Origin of the sequence: Virgibacillus natechei (genome assembly GCF_026013645.1) — a bacterium.
GTDB lineage: Bacteria > Bacillota > Bacilli > Bacillales > Amphibacillaceae > Virgibacillus_L > Virgibacillus_L natechei.
This window is the reverse complement of the sequence record NZ_CP110224.1, coordinates 2,050,249-2,069,634: the sequence shown is the minus strand read 5'-3', so window position 1 is coordinate 2,069,634 and position 19,386 is coordinate 2,050,249. Positions and strand designations below refer to the sequence as shown.

The following is a 19,386-nucleotide window of genomic DNA, read 5'->3' as shown; positions in this document are numbered from 1 at the left end:
TCGCTATTCCTTCAATGTATCCTCGGTAAGGTAGAAAACACCACCGTTAATTACGTGATAGGTTATGGATGGTTCGTAGCGCTTCTTCATTTCGGCTAATTCTTTTTCTTTTTGTTCCTGTACAGTATCGGTTTCACCAGAATAGAAATAGTTTAGCATTTGAATTTCTTCATCTAATGTAAGGAGTGATTGCTCTGCCCATTCATGTAGTTGATTCTCGATGTAATCATCAATAATGGACTGTATTCTGAGATATCCGCTTTTTAGTTTGATCATTGGAGAAATAGGATAACAATAATCAGATATTGTCAACTTAAGTGGAATCTGCTGTAACTTATCCATCATTTCTAATTTCATAACGCCATTGACTAGATGCAATCCAATTGAAAATACTTCATCCTTTTTTTGTTTTCCAATATAACTAATCTTTATATTAATCACTAACCAAGGATATAAAGGGGTGTTTTTATTCGTCTCTACTACTTGGAATAATTTTGTGTTTCTTTCATTTGTTTTAAGCTGATTTATTATTTGTTGTAAACGTGGGCTTCCGAAATGAATCCATTCCCCCTGATTTTCTCGTTTTTCCGGATTTGTAATGAGGGTTAGTTTCATTGGTTCCCCGCTATAACCTGTACTTTTAACGTAATGCCAATAGAATGGGCGGTTCATTAATTCCCTATCCATTTGTTCTGTTAATTGGATGGTTAATATTCCATCCTGATTATGGAGTAATTCACAATTATTTGCGGTGAAATATTCCCCTAAGAATTTGTTTAAATTAGTAATTGCCATATTGACGCTCCTGACTATCTGCATGTTCATGGTTTTGTTTAATAATAGATGAAAGATTATCCAGTTTTATTTTAGCTTCACCTGTGGATGATGCTTCCGTATAGATGCTTTCGATTTCTTTCTCGATATCGGCTATATTAAGTTCAGCTAAAATATCGTCCAATTGCCCGATCACTCGTTCGAACAAATTGATCTTTTCATATAACAGATTCATAATATGTTCTTCAATCGTATCCCTGATAGCAAAATTATATACATGGACATCGTTTTCCTGTCCATAACGATGAATTCGCCCAATCCGTTGTTCAAGGCGCATCGGATTCCAGGGCAAATCATAATTAACCATCTGATTACAAAATTGAAGGTTAATACCTTCTCCGCCAGCCTCTGTAGCGATTAAAACCTGGGCATGGTCCCTGAAAAGCTGCCGCATCCAATCCTTTTTCCCTTTTTTAAAACCACCTCTAAATGGTACGGAAGATATGCCTTCTTGTTGTAGATACCATTGCAGATAATATTGGGTAGCCCTGTACTCTGTAAAAACAATTACTTTTTCATCACCGATTTTTTTAAGTAGTTCTACTAATTTTTCTGCTTTTACATGATGAGGCAATTGTTCAATCTTTTCTAACACGGGTTGAAGCGTTTCTTCCTTTTTCTCTTCCTTTGTTAATTTTTTAAGGGATAGGTAACAGGCCTCACGTGATGAGCACATTTCCCTTAAAAATGTTATTTTGGAAAACGAGGAAAAGGGCATGGTTATATCATTAAGCTCATCATATACTTGTTGGTGTTCTGGTTTAAAATCAATCCAAATGGTTTCAATATGACGCTTCGTATTATTTAGTATGGTATCTTTTCGTGTATTGCGGATCATTACTTTTTGGATTAATTGCTTCAAATATATATCTTGTTTAATTTTTTTGCGATCCTTTCCATATTGGTCAAGAAAGGAATCGTAATTACCTAAATGTCCCGGCTTTAGTAAGGAAACCAGATTAAATATTTCAAGAAGACGATTTTGGACTGGAGTTGCAGTTAATAATAAACAATATTTTTTCTTTAATTGACGAACAAAGGAATAGTTCTTGGTTTTATGATTTTTAAGTTTATGAGCTTCATCAATTAATATAAAGTCATAGTTTATATCCAATATCGCCTCCTGGTGTGGTGAGCGCTTTGCCGTATCCAATGATGTAATAATGACATCGGATTGTTCCCAGGTATAGTTTTTCCGATGAGCAACAGCTGGTATATAAAATTTCTCATTTAACTCGGTTACCCATTGATTTACTAGAGATGCAGGAACGAGAATAAGTGCTTTTTTAACCAAGCCTCTAATCATGTACTCTTTTAAAATTAATCCTGCTTCAATTGTTTTCCCGAGTCCCACTTCGTCAGCTAATATAGCACGACCATTCATGTCTTCGATTGCTTGTTCGGCGGTTGAAATTTGATGATCTAAAAAATCAACATGTGGCAGGTGCTCTAATGAACGCAATCCAGAGAACTCAGGAGTTATTGTTGTTAATTCAGCTTGGTAGGCCATTGAAAAGAGATCCCATGGGGAAAACTTTCCATCTTGTTCAAAATTCGCTTGCAGGTTGTCGATGAAGGTTGAGTCTTTTTGTAAGTGAATGGATTTCATACGATACTTCCTTTGTATTTGTGGATTAATCAGGATATTAGAAAACGTGGCTTCGCACCAAAATTTTTGAAGGAAACTAAAGCCTGCACTTTGAAGTGAAAAAGCTTTTAAGCTTTCTTATCTACTTAAAGCTATATTCCTGAATTGTTCTATGTTACAATCAAGATAGATTTTTCTAAAGATACTTGTATTAGTATAACCAAATAAGTCATTTTCATAAAAGCGGATGAATACAAGGGGAGAGCTTACTTTAATGTAACGCCGAAGGAGCAAACATATGTGAATCTCTCAGGCAAAAAGACTCTTGTAGGACGCAACTCTGGAGAGCGTTTACTATTTACTTAGTAGACCACCCACGAAGCAAATATTTATATGGAAAATGGAAAAGGTTTTCTACATAAATATGCAACTTTCTGGTTTGAAGACAGAGGTTCCCTTGAACGAAGCATTCTGGGGGATCTCTGTCTTTTTATAGCTTAAATAATTTTATTAGTCAGAATTTTAAAGGAGTGGATGGAATGAGTGAGTTAAAGAGAACGCCGCTATTTCCAGAATACAAAAAGTCAGGGGCAAAGACAGTTGATTTCGGTGGTTGGGACCTTCCAGTACAATTCGCTGGAATTAAACATGAACATGAAATCACTAGAACCAAAGCTGGTTTATTTGATGTGTCCCATATGGGGGAAATTAGTGTAAGAGGTCCTAAGAGTTTGGATTTCCTGCAAAAGATGACAACAAATAATGTAGCAAAATTAACACCAAATCGTGCGCAGTATACATTTATGTGCAATGAAGATGGTGGGACAATTGATGACTTTATCATTTACATGTTGGAAGACGAAGATTACTTATTAGTTGTTAATGCGGCAAATACAGAAAAAGATTATGAATGGCTTACGGCTCATAACAATTATAGTAATGCTGATGTAATCATTACAAATGAATCTAGTCATTATGTTCAAATTGCCTTACAAGGGCCAGAAGCAGAACAAATTTTACAAACATTAACGAAATCAGATTTGAGTGAGATCAAGTTCTTTCGTTTTGACCGTGATCTTTATTTTTCGTCAATTGGTGCACCTGCTATCGTTTCAAGGACGGGCTATACAGGGGAAGATGGTTTTGAAATCTATATCGATAAATCGTATGGACCTGATTTATGGAACCTGATTTTGGAAGCAGGAGAACCTAAAGGCTTGGAACCGATTGGACTTGGAGCCAGAGATACATTACGCTTTGAAGCGAACTTGCCACTTTATGGACAGGAGCTTTCCGAAACAATCTCGCCAATTGAAGCGGGGTTGAAGTTCGCTGTAAAGCTTGATAAGGAGTCAGACTTTATTGGCAAAGAAAGCTTGCAGAAACAAGTTGAACACGGACTTACAAGAAAGCTAATTGGAATTGAAATGATTGACAAAGGAATACCACGTCATGGATATGGGGTGTACAGTGGAGAAGAAGAGATAGGTTTTGTTACTTCTGGAACACAATCTCCAACTCTCAATAAGAATATTGGTTTAGCTTTAGTGAAGGCTGAAGCTGCCATAGAAGGTACAGAACTTCATGTTCAGGTTCGAAAGCGTAAGTTAAAGGCTGTAGTTGTGAATACACCATTTTACAAACGAGAGAAATAGGGAGGGAATAGGAATGGAATTTCGTTATTTACCAATGACCGAAACCGATAAAAAAGAAATGCTAGATAAAATCGGTGTATCATCCACAGAAGTACTGTTTTCTGATATTCCGAAAGAAGTTAGACTGGACAGGGAATTAAACCTTAAAAAACCAGTTAGTGAATATGAGTTGAAAAAAGAACTAACAGAAATGGCAAGCAAAAATGCGAATTTAACAGAATATCGTTCATTTTTAGGCGCTGGTGTATATGATCATTTCATTCCATCCGTCGTTGATCATGTTATTTCCAGACAAGAATTCTATACTGCTTACACACCTTACCAGCCGGAAATTACACAAGGTGAACTGCAGGCTATGTTTGAATTTCAGACAATGGTTTCTGAATTAACTGCAATGCCTATTGTTAACTCTTCCTTATACGATGGGGGAACAGCTGTAGTTGAAGCTGTATACTTGAGTATAGCCCAGACAAAACGCAAAAAAGTTCTTGTTTCAGCTGCTTTGCACCCTGAACATCGCCAGCTTGTTGAAACAGCTGCAAACGGGAAGAAACTTGAAATCGTCGAGATCGATTACAAAGACGGTGTTACTGATTTAGAACAACTGGAAAAAGAGGTTGATGAAGATACAGCTGCCGTTTTAGTTCAATACCCTAACTTCTTCGGTCAGATCGAGCCGCTGGAAAAAATTAATAAACTAATCAAACAGCAAGAGAAAACAATGTTTATTGCATCCAGTAACCCGCTTTCACTTGGGTATTTAACGCCTCCAGGTGAATTTGGGGCAGATATTGTTGTTGGTGATACACAAGTATTTGGTATTCCGGCACAATTTGGCGGACCGCACTGTGGTTACTTTGCAACGACTCAAAAATTAATGCGTAAAGTACCAGGTCGATTTGTTGGTGAAACAGTAGATAAAGATGGGCAGCGCGGCTTCGTTTTAACATTACAAACGAGAGAACAGCATATCAGGCGTGAGAAAGCAACATCAAACATCACATCAAACCAGGCATTGAACGCTGTTGCAAGTTCAGCTGCAATGAGTGCTCTTGGGAAGAACGGTGTGAAAGAAATGACAAAATTAAATATGCAAAAGGCAAGATATACAAAGCAAAAGTTAGAAGAAGTTAACTTACCAGCTGTATTTAATGGGGCATTTTTCAATGAATTTGTAATTAAACTTTCCAAACCGGTAGATGTTGTAAACGATGCGTTATTCGAAAAAGGATTTATTGGTGGGTTTGATCTTGGTAAAGTATATCCGGAATTAGAAAACCATATGTTGATAGCTACAACTGAAATCCGGTTAAAAGAAGAAATCGATGCTTTCGTAAAAGAAATGGGGGATATCAATGGCTACTGAAAACTTTCCATTAATTTTTGAACGCAGTAAAGAAGGCAGATCGAGCTATAACCTGCCTGCACTTGATGTTCCGGAAGTCAGCCTTGAAGAAGAATTTGAAGATGTATATGTACGTAAGGTCGATGCAGCACTTCCTGAAGTCGATGAATTGGAATTAATGCGGCACTATACAGGGTTATCCAACCGTAACTTCGGTATACTTTCCGGATTTTATCCACTGGGGTCTTGTACGATGAAATATAATCCGGTGATTAACGAAGATATTGCCAAACTTCCTGGATTTAGTCATATCCATCCATATCAAGATCCGAAAACAGTTCAAGGTGCGCTTGAATTAATGTATGATTTGCAAGTACATCTTGAAGAAATCACAGGAATGCATGAAATCACATTACAGCCAGCTGCTGGTTCACAAGGTGAGTGGACGTCACTCATGATGATAAAAGCATTCCACGAAGCGAATGGCGACCACACCCGAAATGAAGTCATTGTACCTGACTCAGCACATGGTACCAACCCGGCTTCTGCAGCAGTCGCAGGATTTAAGGTTGTTGAAGTAAAATCAAATGAGAAAGGATTAGTTGACGTTGAGCATTTAAAACGTGTAGTAAATGAAAATACTGCAGCACTCATGTTAACAAACCCGAACACTTTAGGTTTGTTTGAAACAGAAATCGTCGAAATGGCAGAAATCGTTCATGGCGTGGGCGGAAAATTGTTCTATGATGGCGCAAACTTAAATGCTATTATGGGCTACAGTCGTCCAGGAGATATGGGCTTTGATGCAGTACACCTGAACCTTCATAAGACATTTACTGGTCCACACGGAGGCGGTGGTCCAGGCTCTGGTCCAATCGGAGTTTCAGAAGAACTCGCACCTTTCCTGCCAAAACCGGTAGTACGTAAAAACGAAGGATTGTATGAATTTGACTATGATCTTCCACAATCGATTGGTATGGTGAAAGGTTACTACGGAAACTTCGGAATTAACGTGCGTGCTTATACGTACATCCGTACAATGGGTGCAGAAGGATTGAAGAAAGTTAGTGAATATGCTGTACTTAATGCAAACTACATGATGCGCAGTCTTGAAAAAGCATATGAACTTCCATTTACACAACATTGTAAACACGAGTTTGTCCTATCTGGTAATAACCAGAAGAAACTTGGCGTGAAGACATTGAATATTGCTAAACGTCTACTGGATTTAGAAATTCATCCGCCGACTGTTTATTTCCCATTAATTGTGGAGGAGGCAATGATGGTCGAACCTACGGAAACAGAATCGAAAGAAACATTGGATCATTTCATCGATGCAATGCTTCAAATTGCTGATGAAGCGAAGAACAATCCAGAAATTGTTCAAGAAGCTCCACATCACACTGCTGTAAAACGTTTAGACGAAACAACCGCATCTCGTAAGCCGGTTTTACGTTTTCAAAGAGAAGGGTAACTCGAACGAATAATAAAAATTAAAGAATGGAAGAGATACTACTCAGGCTGTCGAGAAACCCTCGACGGCCGATTTTAAATTCGGAATACCTTAACGATTCATCGTGTTACTTTAATATAATGGAGGTCACTAATAAAACCTGATTCACATGAACATCTAATTATATGAATATGCCGCAATCAACAAAAGATGGTAGAATCAACAGAAACGGAATCGAAAGAGACATTAGATGGATTTATCGATTCCATGGTTGCTATTGCAGAAACAAAAAGTGACCCTAAATTAGTTCAGGAGGCTCCACATACCACGATTGTTAAACGTATAGACAACAGCAGCACGAAAGCCTATTTTAAGTTATAAGGAACAAAAATAAGGCTCGAGATATAAATATATCTCGAGCCTTATTTGAAGTTTTATTTAGTCTTGATTTTTCCAGACCATTTCTTGAATCCACCTTTTAATTGGTTGATATCCTGATATCCTTTTTTGTTCAGGAGTTGCCCTGCCCTTGCTGAGCGTGAACCACTTTGGCAATAAAGATAGACTGGTTTGTCTTTTCGAATTTCTACTAATCGTTGCTTCATTTGTGTGACTGGAATATTCCTGGCACCTAGTATATGACCTTTCTCAAATTCCTGTGGCTCTCTTACATCGATTAATTGCGCTTTTCGGTATCCTTCCCTAAACTGATCTTGTGTTAACACCTTTAAAAAGTTACGCTGTCTAAAATAGCGGAACATACCGACTGCCACTAGAATAACGATTGCTATTATTAAGAACTCCATTATTTTTCCCCCGTCTTTCACATTTGTACTCTTTCTATTATATGTTTCTTTTGCTATTTTTTCAAAGTTTTTTCTTATAATTACAGTATAATTTTATTAGGAGTGGATTATATAGGGGTTTGTTGAATAATGTAATAACAAGTCTAAATTGAATTATCATGCAAGGACTGAAATCGTTAGTTTTTAGATTAAAAAACCTCATCTGCTCTTTCCAGCTTACATTTACTACATCAATCATCGAATTTCTACTGTTGACAAAACGTGTTTTATTCGTTCAAATCACAATATATAGTGTTAATTATTAATTTGATCACAATATCTTGTTTTAAATTCTTGATATGTGGTATTGTATTAGTATAGAATAATCATGTACTAAATTAATAAAGGAGCGATTAAATGTCGGTTGCTATCGAAAAAAAGAGCAAAATTGATCTAGAAGCGCTTAATGAAGACATCAAATTGTTTTCACAAGTTCATCCGATTACTGAAGATATGAACATTACCCATAAGGGTGTATCCCGGTTAGTAATGCTGGATCGATATGCTTTTAAAGATACTGAAAAGAAAACATTAAAAGAAGGCGATTTTGTTGTCTTAACAGTCAAGTCAGAACCTAAGTTTCCTGCTCGCGGATTAGGAATCGTAAAATCAATAGATTGGATGAAAAAAGAAGCGAATATCCAGGTGGATTCTGAATTTGTATCTGTTTTAGATAACGAAGAGGAAGCAGCTTCAGGAATTGTGCAGCGGGGTTTAGATGTTATCGATAAGCCACTAGAATTATACTATGAGCAAATTGCGAGAAGAAATGCTACAGGACTTTCAAATGTGGAGCAAACAGAAGAAGCACGACAAAAATGGTTTAATAGATTCAATAGTGAATTGGCAGATATGAATTTTATACCAGCAGGAAGAGTGTTATACGGAGCTGGTGCAGATACGGATGTCACGTATTTTAACTGTTACGTCATGCCATATATTAAAGATTCACGTGAAGGCATATCCGATCACCGTAAACAAGTCATGGAAATTATGAGTAGAGGAGGGGGAGTTGGAACAAATGGATCCACACTCAGACCTCGCAATACATTGGCAAGAGGTGTTAACGGAAAGTCATCCGGGTCGGTGTCATGGCTTGATGATATCGCGAAACTCACACATTTAGTTGAGCAAGGCGGTTCAAGACGTGGTAAATAGAAGTGCCTCGTCTCTAAATAAACCCCGTGAATTGCTGGAAACTCTTTAGATTTCATAGAAAAGCGTGAAATCCTATGGTGTACAAGAATGTAAAATTGGTGAAGCATCATAGATGACTTGTTGGCTACAACGTAACTGGAAACGGTAAGCGTGAATGCTGTAAAACAACAAGGGGATAAAGACAATCAGCAGCCAAGCTTCCTATTGGGAGAAGGTTCAACGACCATTGAAAGCACGTCTGAAGACGAAAGCGAGTAAAGTAGAAATCAAGTGATTTCGAAGTGCGGGGGCACATATTAAATGTGTAAGATATGGTCTGAACTCTAAGGTGACTTAGAGAGTTGATGTAACGAATCAACGTAACAATTTGGCTCAAATGATTATGTTAGTAGATTCTCATCCTGATATCATAGAATTCATTATTTCTAAAATGCAAAATCCACGAATTTTGCGTTATTTGATTGAAAATACAGAGGATGAGCAAATTAAACAGCTGGCACAGGAGAAATTGAACTTCACACCATTTACAGAAACAGAACTGGACCTATACCAGGGAATCGTTAACTACAGAACAATGCCAGGATTAGGTGGATTTACACAGGAAGCAATAAGCAAAGCGGAAGAAAAACTGCAAACTGGCGGCACCTATTCTGTTCATAATCCGGAATTTTTAACCGGGGCAAATATCTCTGTTTGTTTAACGAAAGAATTTATGGAAGCAGTCGAAAATGATGATTATTATGATCTTCGTTTCCCGGATGTTGAAAATTATACGAAAGAGCAAATGGCTGCATACAATGAAAATTGGCATGATGTCGGTGATGTTCGTAAATGGGAAGAAAAAGGATACGGTATACGCACATACCGCCGAGTGAAAGCTAAGGAACTATGGAACTTAATCAATATTTGTGCAACATACGCAGCGGAACCAGGTATTTTCTTTATTGACAATGCGAATGACATGACCAATGCTCAAGCTTATGGCGATCAGGTAGTTGCGACAAATCCGTGTGGTAGAGTAGCTTAGTTTGCCTCACGTTAAACATTGCGGAATAAAGCGGGAACCCTGAAACGGGAATCCGAACCGAAGGCTGAATGTAAAAGTTTAGTCAGGGGCAACGCATAGACGGCGAACCTGTATAGCAGAATATAATCCGTCCACGAGGCCGCAACATTACATATGAAATAAACGTATGAAAAGTGTGTAATGAAAAGATATGCTGAACTTACAGGAATTCAAACTGTAAGAACTATCGGATAAAAAGCCGATAGGATAACAAAATTGGAACAACCACTCGCACCTTATTCCGTTTGTAATCTAGCCGCAGTGAATTTAGCTGAAATGGCAAATAAAGATACAAAAACGGTTGATTTTAAAAAATTAGAGCAAACGGTAAAAACCGGCGTTCGCATGCAGGATAATGTAATCGATGCAACACCATATTTTCTAGAAGAGAATAAAAAACAGGCACTCGGTGAACGTCGAGTTGGATTAGGCGTCATGGGCATGCATGATCTCTTAATCTATTGTGAAACAGAGTATGGATCAAAAGCAGGCAATGAATTGATAGACAAGCTATTTGAAGCTATAGCAACAACTGCTTACCGGGAATCCATTGAGCTTGCCAAAGAAAAAGGAAGTTTTCCATTTTTAATCGGGAAAACAGATGAGGAAACAAAAGAACTACGAGAAGCATTTATCAATACCGGTTATATGAAAAAAATGCCGGAAGATATAAGAGAAGCAATACTGGAAAATGGTATTCGTAACTCTCATTTATTGACTGTTGCACCTACAGGCAGCACAGGGACAATGGTCGGTGTTAGTACAGGATTAGAGCCATATTTTTCCTTTTCTTATTATAGAAGTGGAAGACTTGGTAAATTTATTGAGGTAAAAGCAAGTATTGTACAGGAATATCTAGACAGAAATCCAGAAGCAGATCCTAATAATTTACCAAAATGGTTTGTTGCTTCAATGGACTTAACTCCTGAAGCACATGCTGATACACAATGTGTAATCCAGCGCTGGGTAGATAGTTCTATTTCCAAAACGGTTAACGCACCGCGAGGCTACAAAGTGGATCAGGTTGAGAGTGTTTATCGTAGGTTATATAACGGCGGAGCAAAAGGTGGAACTGTCTATGTAGATGGTAGCCGCGATTCTCAAGTACTGACACTAAAAGCGGAAGAGAATACTGTCGGCGAGCAAACAGAATTATTTCATGAAACTGCAAAACCGAAAGTTGTATTAATGGACACTGTACAAGAACTGGAAAAAACGAGTGTATCGATCGGTTCTGAAATTGGGGACACATGTCCTGTTTGCCGGACAGGCAGTGTTGAAGAGATAGGTGGCTGTAATACGTGTACAAGCTGTAACGCCCAGCTGAAGTGCGGAATATAAAATATTTACCAATTAGAAGAGCTAACGATACCAGTTAGCTCTTCTTTAGCTTGTTTTATATACTGTTTTATTGTATCCTCATAGTATGGAAACATTGTTGCATTAACTAAAAAAACATTCGCTGAAATGAGGAGATTTTATGCCTACCCCGAGTATGGAAGATTATATTGAGCAAATATATAATTTAATTGAAACGAAAGGCTATGCGCGTGTATCTGATATTGCAGAAGCATTAATGGTACACCCTTCTTCTGTTACTAAAATGGTCCAGAAATTAGACAAAGATGAATATTTGAACTATGAAAAATACAGAGGGTTGGTGCTAACGTCCAGAGGAAAAAAAATTGGGGAAAGACTGGTTTTTCGGCATGAATTATTAGAAGAGTTTCTTGAAATAATCGGAGTGGATAAAGAAAAAATTTATGAAGATGTTGAAGGGATAGAACATCATCTAAGCTGGAATTCAATTGATCGAATCGGGGATTTGGTCAATTATTTTAAATCAGATAAAAAGCGTGTTGATAAATTAAGGCAAATACATATAGATAATGAAAAATAATTAAAAAATCCACACAATGTTTTAACGTTGTGTGGATTTTTTATGGAGATAATGGTTCTATTTTTCCATATATGTGCTTAAAAATATAAAAAGGACGATAAGGAGAGAACTCATGAAAATTGATGGTGTGTTTTCCGGTGGTGGTATAAAGGCTTATGCGTTTGTAGGAGCATTGCAAAGCATGGAAAAGAAAAATCTGCAGCTGGAACGTACTGCAGGCACATCAGCTGGAGCTATCGTTGCAGCGTTTGTTGCTTCAGGTTATACGTATGAGGAGATTAATGAGCTACTGGCTGAATTAGACTTAGAAGAATTCTTGGATCCACCTGGGTTAAGTAAGTTAGTACCCTTCAGTAAATGGTTCTTTTTATATTTTCAACTTGGTATATACAAAGGTGATAAATTGGAAGAATGGTTATACAATCAATTAGCAAAAAAGAATGTATATACATTTAACGATCTTAAACCAGGATATCTTAAAGTTGTTGTAAGTGACCTGTCATTAGGAAAGTTAGTTGTTCTCCCGGACGATTTAAAGAGAATTTATAATATCGAACCAAATTATTTTCCCATTGCAAAAGCAGTACGGATGAGCGCAGGGTTTCCCTATTTTTTTATGCCAAAAAAAATACCAGGTAATTCAAATGGAAAAAGTATTATCGTCGATGGAGGCTTATTAAGCAATTTTCCGTTATGGGTGTTTGAAAATAACAATAGTAGTAGTGACCGTCCAGTTTTAGGTGTGAAGTTAAGCGAATCCATAGAAAACCAGAACACACCGAGGGAAATTAAAAATGCCTTTGATATGTTTCACGCACTTTTTTCAACAATGAAGCAGGCGCATGACGCTAGATATATATCTAAATCGCATAAAAATAACATTATTTTTATTCCTGTGACAGATGTTGGAACAACCGATTTTCATGTTGGGGATGAAACGAAAGAATTATTAATACAATCTGGTCTGGATAGTGCAGACCATTTCTTACAGCATTGGCCAAGATAATGTTTATTCATAGAAAAGACCGTGCTCCCTATTAAAAGGTAGCACGATCTTTTTTCTTATGTTTATTTCCATCTATTACTCGTAGATGTGTTGCACGTTTGTTTAGTTTTTTCTTTGATTGTATTGATTGTGGCTTTTTATTCGTAATGGCTGTTTTATTGTCTTTGTATTTAGCTTTAGAGTGCTTAACGGCTTTCTTGTATTTTTTCATTTCATTTGAATTAGAAGGATTTCTTTTTCTGAAAAAAATAAAATAGAATGCAGCAAAGATTGCCACACCAATCGCTATCATTATAATAATATTGGTTAGAAAGTTTATTGTATTTGTAAAAAGCTGCGATACAACTCCCACGACTGCTAGGCCAATCAGTATATAAATTAATACGGAAAGTTTACTACGTGCCATCAAAAAAGTCCTCCTTTCTCTCCATTCATTATTAGATTAGAAAACGTGACATCATGTTAGTTTCCTATCTGCTAAAAAATACACTACTATACTGTTTCCCAATTCTGATTAAAATATGCATCCCCTTGTTATTTTCTTCATTTCTTAACTTATTATTTCTATTTTATTAGAAAAGATGCATGATAACTAGTATTCGACTTTATTAATTTTCACTTCTATAAATTATAAAATGTTCATCTTTGGTCATAATACATGATGGAGGTGGCTATTATGAGTGAGAAAAACATACAATTAGAACAAGATAACAATGAGGAGTCCATGTCGATACTATCAAGAACTTTTATAACTGGTTTCGTTGGGGGACTGATAGGGAGTTTATTCGGGATCATTATGTACTATTTCAATTTCTCTGAAGTATCCCCTAAAAGCTATGTATTACGAGCGTGGACAACGTTAGAGTGGACAGAAGGGTGGCTGGGAGATCTTGTATCTATTTTCTTAGTAGGGATAATCTCTATAGCTGTGGCTTTTATTTATTACGGTATACTAAAAAAGATAAACTCCATGTGGATGGGAGTTGCGTATGGTGGTATCTTGTGGGGTATACTTTTTATTGTGTTGCAACCAATCTTCACAAATGTCCCACCAGTTATGGATCTAGATATAAACACGATTGTATCAACGCTTTGTTTATTTATTATATATGGAACATTTATTGGTTATTCCATATCCTATGACTATCATGATATGAAATTAAAAGAGAAAAAGCAAGAGCAACAACAGGCAAATGGTAATTAGTTGCTTAATATAACAGAGTAACGTTATTCAAATGATTTCTTTTATGATAAACTTAAGATTAACGTAGTAAATGAGTACTCTTTAAGAAGCATGAAGAAACAGAAGGGGATGAGGACATGGGGAAACTAACAAAGTTAAGAAAGAAACTTGAAGCTAGTAACCTGGATGCGATTCTGATTACAAGTGCAATAAACAGACGGTACATTACTGGTTTCACTGGAACAGCAGGAGTAGCAATTGTGAGCAGAGAAGACGCACGGTTTATAACAGACTTTAGATACACGGAGCAGGCTAATGAGGAAATAGATGCGTTCAATATAGTAGAACATAAGCAATCATTGGACATGGAGATAAGTAATCAATTAAATGAGATGAATGTCAAACAACTTGGTTTTGAAAAGGATCATGTAACATACAGCAAATATGAGCAATATAAACAAGTTATTGATACAGAACTAATCCCTGTTAGTGGATTGGTAGAAGAGCTTCGCTTAGTAAAATCTACTGACGAGCTATCTATTATGAAAAAGGCTGCAAAAATTGCTGATGATGCTTTTGAACATATTCAGGCATACATAAAACCGGGTGCTAAGGAAATTGATATTTCAAATGAGCTTGAATTTTTTATGAGAAAGCAAGGGGCCACGTCATCAAGCTTCGATATAATTGTTGCCTCTGGTAATCGTTCAGCACTTCCGCATGGGGTTGCATCAGATAAAGAAATCCAATCTGGAGAGCTGGTAACACTTGATTTTGGAGCGTTATATCATGGATATTGTTCAGATATAACCAGAACTGTTGCTGTCGGGGAAATTAGTAGTGAACTTAAAGCAATATATAACACTGTACTAGAAGCAAATGTACGAGGTGTTGATGGAATTAAACCAGGCATTACTGGAAAAGAAGCAGATGCCTTAACACGCGATTATATTAAAGGGCAAGGATACGGGGACTATTTTGGACACTCCACAGGTCATGGGTTAGGTCTTGAAGTGCATGAAGGCCCAGGGCTGTCTTTTAAAACGGATAAAAAACTTGAGGCAGGCATGGTTGTCACGGTTGAACCGGGTATTTATATCCCTGGTGTGGGTGGATGCAGAATAGAAGATGATATCGTTCTTACAGAGACAGGAAATGAACGATTAACATTTGCTCCAAAAGAATTAATACAACTATAATGCTTGTTCTTATGTTAGGGGAGGTAATTAAACATGATTTCAGTAAATGAATTTAAGACAGGTTTAACAATTGAGGTAGAAAATGATATATGGCAAGTGTTGGAATTTCAACATGTTAAACCAGGAAAAGGTGCCGCATTTGTTCGCTCTAAACTTCGTAATTTAAGAAGCGGAAACATTCAAGATAAGACATTCCGTGGTGGAGAAAAAGTCAATAAAGCACACATTGAGAGTAAAAAAATGCAATATTTATATGCTTCTGGTAACATGCATGCATTTATGGATACGGACACATACGAACAGATAGAAATACAGACCAGTGACATCGAATATGAATTGAAATTTATGAAAGAAAATACAGAAGTTCAAGTTAGTACCTATGAAGGAGAAGTTCTCGGTGTGGATCTAGCTAAGAACGTCAAATTAGAAGTAACGGAAACGGAACCAGGTGTTAAAGGGGACACAGCTAGTGGTGGTTCAAAACCTGCAACGATGGAAACCGGTCTTGTTGTACAAGTACCACTTTTTATCAATCAAGCAGATGTGTTGCTTATTAGTACAACAGAGGGGAAGTATGTTTCAAGGGCGTAACAACAATATAATAAATTCAGGCAAACAGTCTTCCTCTATGGAAGGCTGTTTTTTTTGGTTAATAAATAGGGAAAATATAAAACATTCCAATTTGGATAGAAGGTTTAGATAGTGAAATCGACTATTTCGCCGATTTCCGAGCCCTGACTTCTAACAACTGAAAAAGACAAGGCGGCAGTCGAGTTTTTCTAAAGACTAATTTAACTAATCATATTTTGCTTAATCGTACATACATATACTATAAAGCTACTACTAAAAAGTGAGGACATGCTCTATGAATGAGATTTTAAAATTATTCCCATCCGAGATAAAACAGGCTCTGCAAGTGAAGATTGCTGATAGATGGAATCTATTACAGGAAATTCGTTTTCGGTTGCATCATCCTATTGAACTTATTTTTGATACGAAAACGGAATGGGTATCCAGTACCAAGCCAAATAAGGATGACAGTATATTTATAGTGAATCAATTAAGTGAGTTTTCATTATATCGAATGGAGGACGAGCTTCGAGAAGGTTATATTACGATTGAAGGTGGTCATCGTGTAGGGCTAGCCGGCAAAGTAAATACGGTGAGTGGATCCGTCAAAGCGATTCAAAATATTACATTTTTAAATATTCGAATTGCTAAAGAAAAAATTGGGGCTGCATCATCAATCATTCCTTATATGTATCATAAAAACTATCTAAATACACTAATTGTCGGACCACCTCAAACTGGAAAAACAACGTTAATACGAGATGCTACGAGATTGATTTCAACAGGTTGGCGTAATGTTGATGCGCAAAAAGTAGGCGTAATTGATGAGCGTTCAGAAATCGGAGCTTGTATAAAAGGGGTTCCACAACATGATTTAGGTCTTAGAACAGATGTAATGGATGCATGCCCGAAAGCCGAAGGAATGATGATGATGATTCGATCCATGTCACCAGACGTTCTTGTAGTAGATGAAATAGGCAACACGAAAGATGTAGAGGCATTAATGGAAGCAATCAATGCAGGTGTAAATGTAATTTGTACCATACATGGAGAAACATTAGAGGATCTAAAGAAACGTCCATCGTTATATCCTTTATTTCAACAAAACGTATTCAAACGTACCATTCTTTTAGAAAAGCAGAATCATCCAGGTCATATTCAGCGAATTTATAATCAAAATGAAGAAAATATTTTAAAGAAAACGGGGTGCTTACCGGATGAAGTGGATTGGAGCACTTCTTTTCATAGGCACAACAACTTGGATAGGGTTTGAATGGAGTCAAAATTTGAGCAAAAGACCAAAGCATATTAGACAAGTGAAGAATGCATTGCAAATATTGGAAGCTGAAATTCTTTATAGTCAATTGCCACTAAAAGATGCATTTACAACAATTGCTACCCAAATTCCGCATCCAATGAAGCCTTTTTTCAAGAACTTAAGCATTGACATGGTGGAAGATAGCAATGATTTGGTTGCCCTTTGGGATAAACATATAAATGTACTATTGAAGGAATCAGCGTTAGGAAACAATGAAGGTGAAATCTTGAAACAATTCGGCAGGACGCTAGGTCAACATGATTTTCATCAGCAACAAAAACATATTCAATTAACAGTTACTCATCTTAATCGTGAACTAGAAGAAGCGAGGGACAATCAATTTAAATATAGCAAAATGGCGAAAAGCTTAGGGTTTTTATGCGGGGTATTCATCGTATTGCTACTCTTATGAAATTAGCGGAATAGGGGGACATCTATGCTAACCGACGCATCCATTTTATTTCAAATTGCTGGAATAGGAATTATTGTTGCGATTATTCATACGATCCTAAAACAGATGGGGAAAGAAGAGATTGCGCAATTTGCTACACTTTTAGGATTTATTATTGTTCTTGTTGTCGTTGTAAGCAGCCTTTCTGATTTATTTCAACAGATTAGATCTGTATTTCTTTTCCAGGGGTAGAATACATGGATATTTTACAAATCGTAACACTAGGGATTATAGCAACTATTTTATATATCATTTTAAAAGATTTAAATGCCTCATTTGCTTTTTTCTTAATTTTAATCACAGGTATTATTATTATTTTCGTTGTCATTCAACAAATTGGAACCATTATTCAACTTGTTGATTCGTTAGGCAAGAGAGCAAATATTGACGGGATGTACCTCGAAACGATATTGAAAATTATAGGTATTGCTTATATTGCAGAAATCGGTGCTAGTATAACGAGGGATGCTGGTCTAAGTTCCGTTGCGTCAAATATTGAGTTAGCTGGGAAAATATTCATTTTATTACATGCAGTGCCAATAATTACAGCTCTAATAGAAGCTATCATAAGTTTCTTACCTACAACATAATCATGAAAATTGATTTTAAGGGGGGAGAAAGTAAATGAATGAGACCTACTCTTAACAAACTACTAATTATTATTTTAATAACATTGATCTCCCCCTTTCTAGCTAGTTCTGTGGCATCTGCCGAGCAAGAAACAGATGAAGTAGAGGATGCTCTTCTTGATGAAGTCTCATTAGAAGGCGTTCAAGAATATTGGAATCTATTAATAAATGATTATGGAGGATATTTACCTGAGCTTGAAAAGACAAGTCTTTATGACGCAATTAAGAATGGTGGATCATTTTCTTTAAAAAATATAGTAACAGGTTTTGTCGACTATTTTTTTCATGAAATTATTCAAAATGGTAGATTACTTGGTTTATTATTAATGCTCACATTGTTTTCCAGTATTCTGCAAACCATGCATAATGCTTTTGAGCGTAGTGCGATTAGTAAAGTGGCTTACTTCGTGGTTTATATCGTACTTATATTTATAGCGTTGAACAGTTTTTATTCAGCAGTTTCGTATGCTACAGAAGCAATAGATACGATGAGCAGTTTTATGATTGCGCTCTTACCACTAGTTCTGGGATTGATGGCCACATTTGGAAATGTAGTAGCGGTATCATTCTTTCATCCGATTATCATTTTCTTGGTTAATTTTAGCGGTATTCTTATATCTAACTTTATAATACCACTTTTATTTATGTCAGCGTTGCTATTAATCGTAAGTAGTCTAAGTGATGATTATAAAGTGACGCATTTAGCAAATTTATTTAAGACCGTAGGAATGGGGACACTTGGAGTTTTTTTTACGATATTCCTAGGAGTTATGTCTGTACAGGGAGCCGTTAGTGCTATTCAAGATGGGGTCGCTATGAAAACAGCAAAATTTATAACAGGAAATTTTATTCCTGTTGTGGGTCGGACATTTACGGATGCAGCAGATACCATTTTAAGTGCTACGTTGCTATTAAAGAACGCTGTTGGAGTAGTGGGTTTGATTATAATTGTTTTTTTTACTCTGTTTCCAGCAATCAAGATTTTTGCCATTGCAATTATTTATAAGATAGCTGCTGCAGTCTTACAACCGATTGGGGATGGTCCTGTTATTACTAGTCTGAACACAATCAGCAACTATATTATTTATGTTTTTGCCTGTTTATTAGCTGTATCTTTTATGTTTTTACTTGCTATTGTAATTATTGTTGTAGCTAGTAATATTACGTTGCTCTTACGATAGGATGG

Annotated in this window: 17 protein-coding genes, 4 pseudogenes and 1 riboswitch; of the genes and pseudogenes, 17 read left to right on the top strand and 4 right to left on the bottom strand. The window is 36.6% G+C overall.

The genetic code is table 11. The features are described 5' to 3' along the window. Window positions 1–3: 3 nt before the first annotated feature. Complete coding sequence (locus OLD84_RS10810) at window positions 4–795, bottom strand: YqhG family protein (protein ID WP_209462918.1); 792 nt, start codon at window positions 793–795, stop codon at window positions 4–6. Next, window positions 782–2,443: a DEAD/DEAH box helicase gene (locus OLD84_RS10805; RefSeq protein ID WP_209462917.1), complete on the bottom strand. Its 1,662-nt coding sequence runs from the start codon at window positions 2,441–2,443 to the stop codon at window positions 782–784. The genes OLD84_RS10810 and OLD84_RS10805 overlap by 14 nt, the downstream gene beginning before the upstream one ends. A gap of 226 nt (window positions 2,444–2,669) precedes the next feature. Beyond that, window positions 2,670–2,757: riboswitch (glycine riboswitch) on the top strand. A 204-nt stretch (window positions 2,758–2,961) separates the two neighbouring features. Between OLD84_RS10805 and gcvT the strand changes: the two genes are divergently transcribed. The 4 genes and pseudogenes from gcvT to OLD84_RS10785 form a co-directional block, all read left to right on the top strand. Then, window positions 2,962–4,077, top strand: a complete 1,116-nt coding sequence (gene gcvT, locus OLD84_RS10800; protein ID WP_209462916.1) for a glycine cleavage system aminomethyltransferase GcvT — start codon at window positions 2,962–2,964, stop codon at window positions 4,075–4,077. A gap of 13 nt (window positions 4,078–4,090) precedes the next feature. After that, the gene (gcvPA, locus tag OLD84_RS10795) at window positions 4,091–5,443 is read left to right on the top strand and encodes an aminomethyl-transferring glycine dehydrogenase subunit GcvPA (RefSeq protein ID WP_209462915.1); all 1,353 of its coding nucleotides are present in this window, start codon (window positions 4,091–4,093) and stop codon (window positions 5,441–5,443) included. Beyond that, window positions 5,433–6,896 carry an aminomethyl-transferring glycine dehydrogenase subunit GcvPB gene (gcvPB, locus tag OLD84_RS10790; protein WP_209462914.1) on the top strand — a complete coding sequence of 488 codons (1,464 nt, stop codon included), beginning with the start codon at window positions 5,433–5,435 and terminating at the stop codon, window positions 6,894–6,896. Before gcvPA ends, gcvPB begins: the two co-directional genes overlap by 11 nt. Window positions 6,897–7,085: 189 nt before the next feature. After that, window positions 7,086–7,269: pseudogene (locus OLD84_RS10785) on the top strand (aminomethyl-transferring glycine dehydrogenase subunit GcvPB); the annotation flags it as partial. A 40-nt stretch (window positions 7,270–7,309) separates the two neighbouring features. Here OLD84_RS10785 and OLD84_RS10780 read toward each other — a convergent pair. Beyond that, on the bottom strand, window positions 7,310–7,681 hold the full coding sequence (locus OLD84_RS10780; RefSeq protein ID WP_209462913.1) for a rhodanese-like domain-containing protein: 372 nt from the start codon (window positions 7,679–7,681) through the stop codon (window positions 7,310–7,312). Between the two features lie 396 nt (window positions 7,682–8,077). Between OLD84_RS10780 and OLD84_RS10775 the strand changes: the two are divergent. The 5 genes and pseudogenes from OLD84_RS10775 to OLD84_RS10755 form a co-directional block, all read left to right on the top strand. Continuing rightward, a pseudogene (locus OLD84_RS10775) lies at window positions 8,078–8,872 on the top strand (vitamin B12-dependent ribonucleotide reductase); the annotation flags it as partial. A gap of 376 nt (window positions 8,873–9,248) precedes the next feature. Next, window positions 9,249–9,893, top strand: a pseudogene (locus OLD84_RS10770) (vitamin B12-dependent ribonucleotide reductase); the annotation flags it as partial. Between the two features lie 270 nt (window positions 9,894–10,163). Further along, window positions 10,164–11,285: pseudogene (locus OLD84_RS10765) on the top strand (vitamin B12-dependent ribonucleotide reductase); the annotation flags it as partial. 139 nt (window positions 11,286–11,424) lie between these two features. After that, window positions 11,425–11,844: a transcriptional regulator MntR gene (gene mntR / locus OLD84_RS10760; RefSeq protein WP_209462909.1), complete on the top strand. Its 420-nt coding sequence runs from the start codon at window positions 11,425–11,427 to the stop codon at window positions 11,842–11,844. A 112-nt stretch (window positions 11,845–11,956) separates the two neighbouring features. Then, window positions 11,957–12,850: a patatin-like phospholipase family protein gene (locus OLD84_RS10755; RefSeq protein ID WP_209462908.1), complete on the top strand. Its 894-nt coding sequence runs from the start codon at window positions 11,957–11,959 to the stop codon at window positions 12,848–12,850. Window positions 12,851–12,881: 31 nt separating this feature from the next. On the opposite strand, the gene OLD84_RS10750 is transcribed toward OLD84_RS10755, so the two are convergent. Next, window positions 12,882–13,256 (bottom strand): SA1362 family protein, encoded by a 375-nt coding sequence (locus tag OLD84_RS10750; RefSeq protein WP_209462907.1) that lies wholly within the window; start codon window positions 13,254–13,256, stop codon window positions 12,882–12,884. A 270-nt stretch (window positions 13,257–13,526) separates the two neighbouring features. Between OLD84_RS10750 and OLD84_RS10745 the strand changes: the two genes are divergently transcribed. The 8 genes from OLD84_RS10745 to spoIIIAE all read left to right on the top strand — a co-directional run bounded on the left by OLD84_RS10745 (window position 13,527) and on the right by spoIIIAE (window position 19,381). Next, complete coding sequence (locus tag OLD84_RS10745; protein ID WP_209462906.1) at window positions 13,527–14,054, top strand: YqhR family membrane protein; 528 nt, start codon at window positions 13,527–13,529, stop codon at window positions 14,052–14,054. Window positions 14,055–14,170: 116 nt separating this feature from the next. Then, window positions 14,171–15,232, top strand: a complete 1,062-nt coding sequence (locus OLD84_RS10740) for a M24 family metallopeptidase (protein WP_209462905.1) — start codon at window positions 14,171–14,173, stop codon at window positions 15,230–15,232. Between the two features lie 33 nt (window positions 15,233–15,265). Beyond that, window positions 15,266–15,823: an elongation factor P gene (gene efp / locus OLD84_RS10735; RefSeq protein ID WP_209462904.1), complete on the top strand. Its 558-nt coding sequence runs from the start codon at window positions 15,266–15,268 to the stop codon at window positions 15,821–15,823. A gap of 274 nt (window positions 15,824–16,097) precedes the next feature. Beyond that, on the top strand, window positions 16,098–17,075 hold the full coding sequence (gene spoIIIAA / locus OLD84_RS10730) for a stage III sporulation protein AA (protein ID WP_209462903.1): 978 nt from the start codon (window positions 16,098–16,100) through the stop codon (window positions 17,073–17,075). Next, a complete protein-coding gene (gene spoIIIAB / locus OLD84_RS10725) occupies window positions 17,020–17,532 on the top strand; it encodes a stage III sporulation protein SpoIIIAB (RefSeq protein WP_209462902.1) in 513 nt (170 codons plus the stop codon). The genes spoIIIAA and spoIIIAB overlap by 56 nt, the downstream gene beginning before the upstream one ends. Before the next feature lie 24 nt (window positions 17,533–17,556). After that, complete coding sequence (spoIIIAC, locus tag OLD84_RS10720) at window positions 17,557–17,763, top strand: stage III sporulation protein AC (RefSeq protein ID WP_209462901.1); 207 nt, start codon at window positions 17,557–17,559, stop codon at window positions 17,761–17,763. Window positions 17,764–17,768: 5 nt separating this feature from the next. Beyond that, window positions 17,769–18,161: a stage III sporulation protein AD gene (spoIIIAD, locus tag OLD84_RS10715; protein ID WP_209462900.1), complete on the top strand. Its 393-nt coding sequence runs from the start codon at window positions 17,769–17,771 to the stop codon at window positions 18,159–18,161. 38 nt (window positions 18,162–18,199) lie between these two features. Further along, the gene (gene spoIIIAE, locus OLD84_RS10710; RefSeq protein WP_209462899.1) at window positions 18,200–19,381 is read left to right on the top strand and encodes a stage III sporulation protein AE; all 1,182 of its coding nucleotides are present in this window, start codon (window positions 18,200–18,202) and stop codon (window positions 19,379–19,381) included. The last annotated feature ends 5 nt before the right edge of the window (window positions 19,382–19,386 follow it).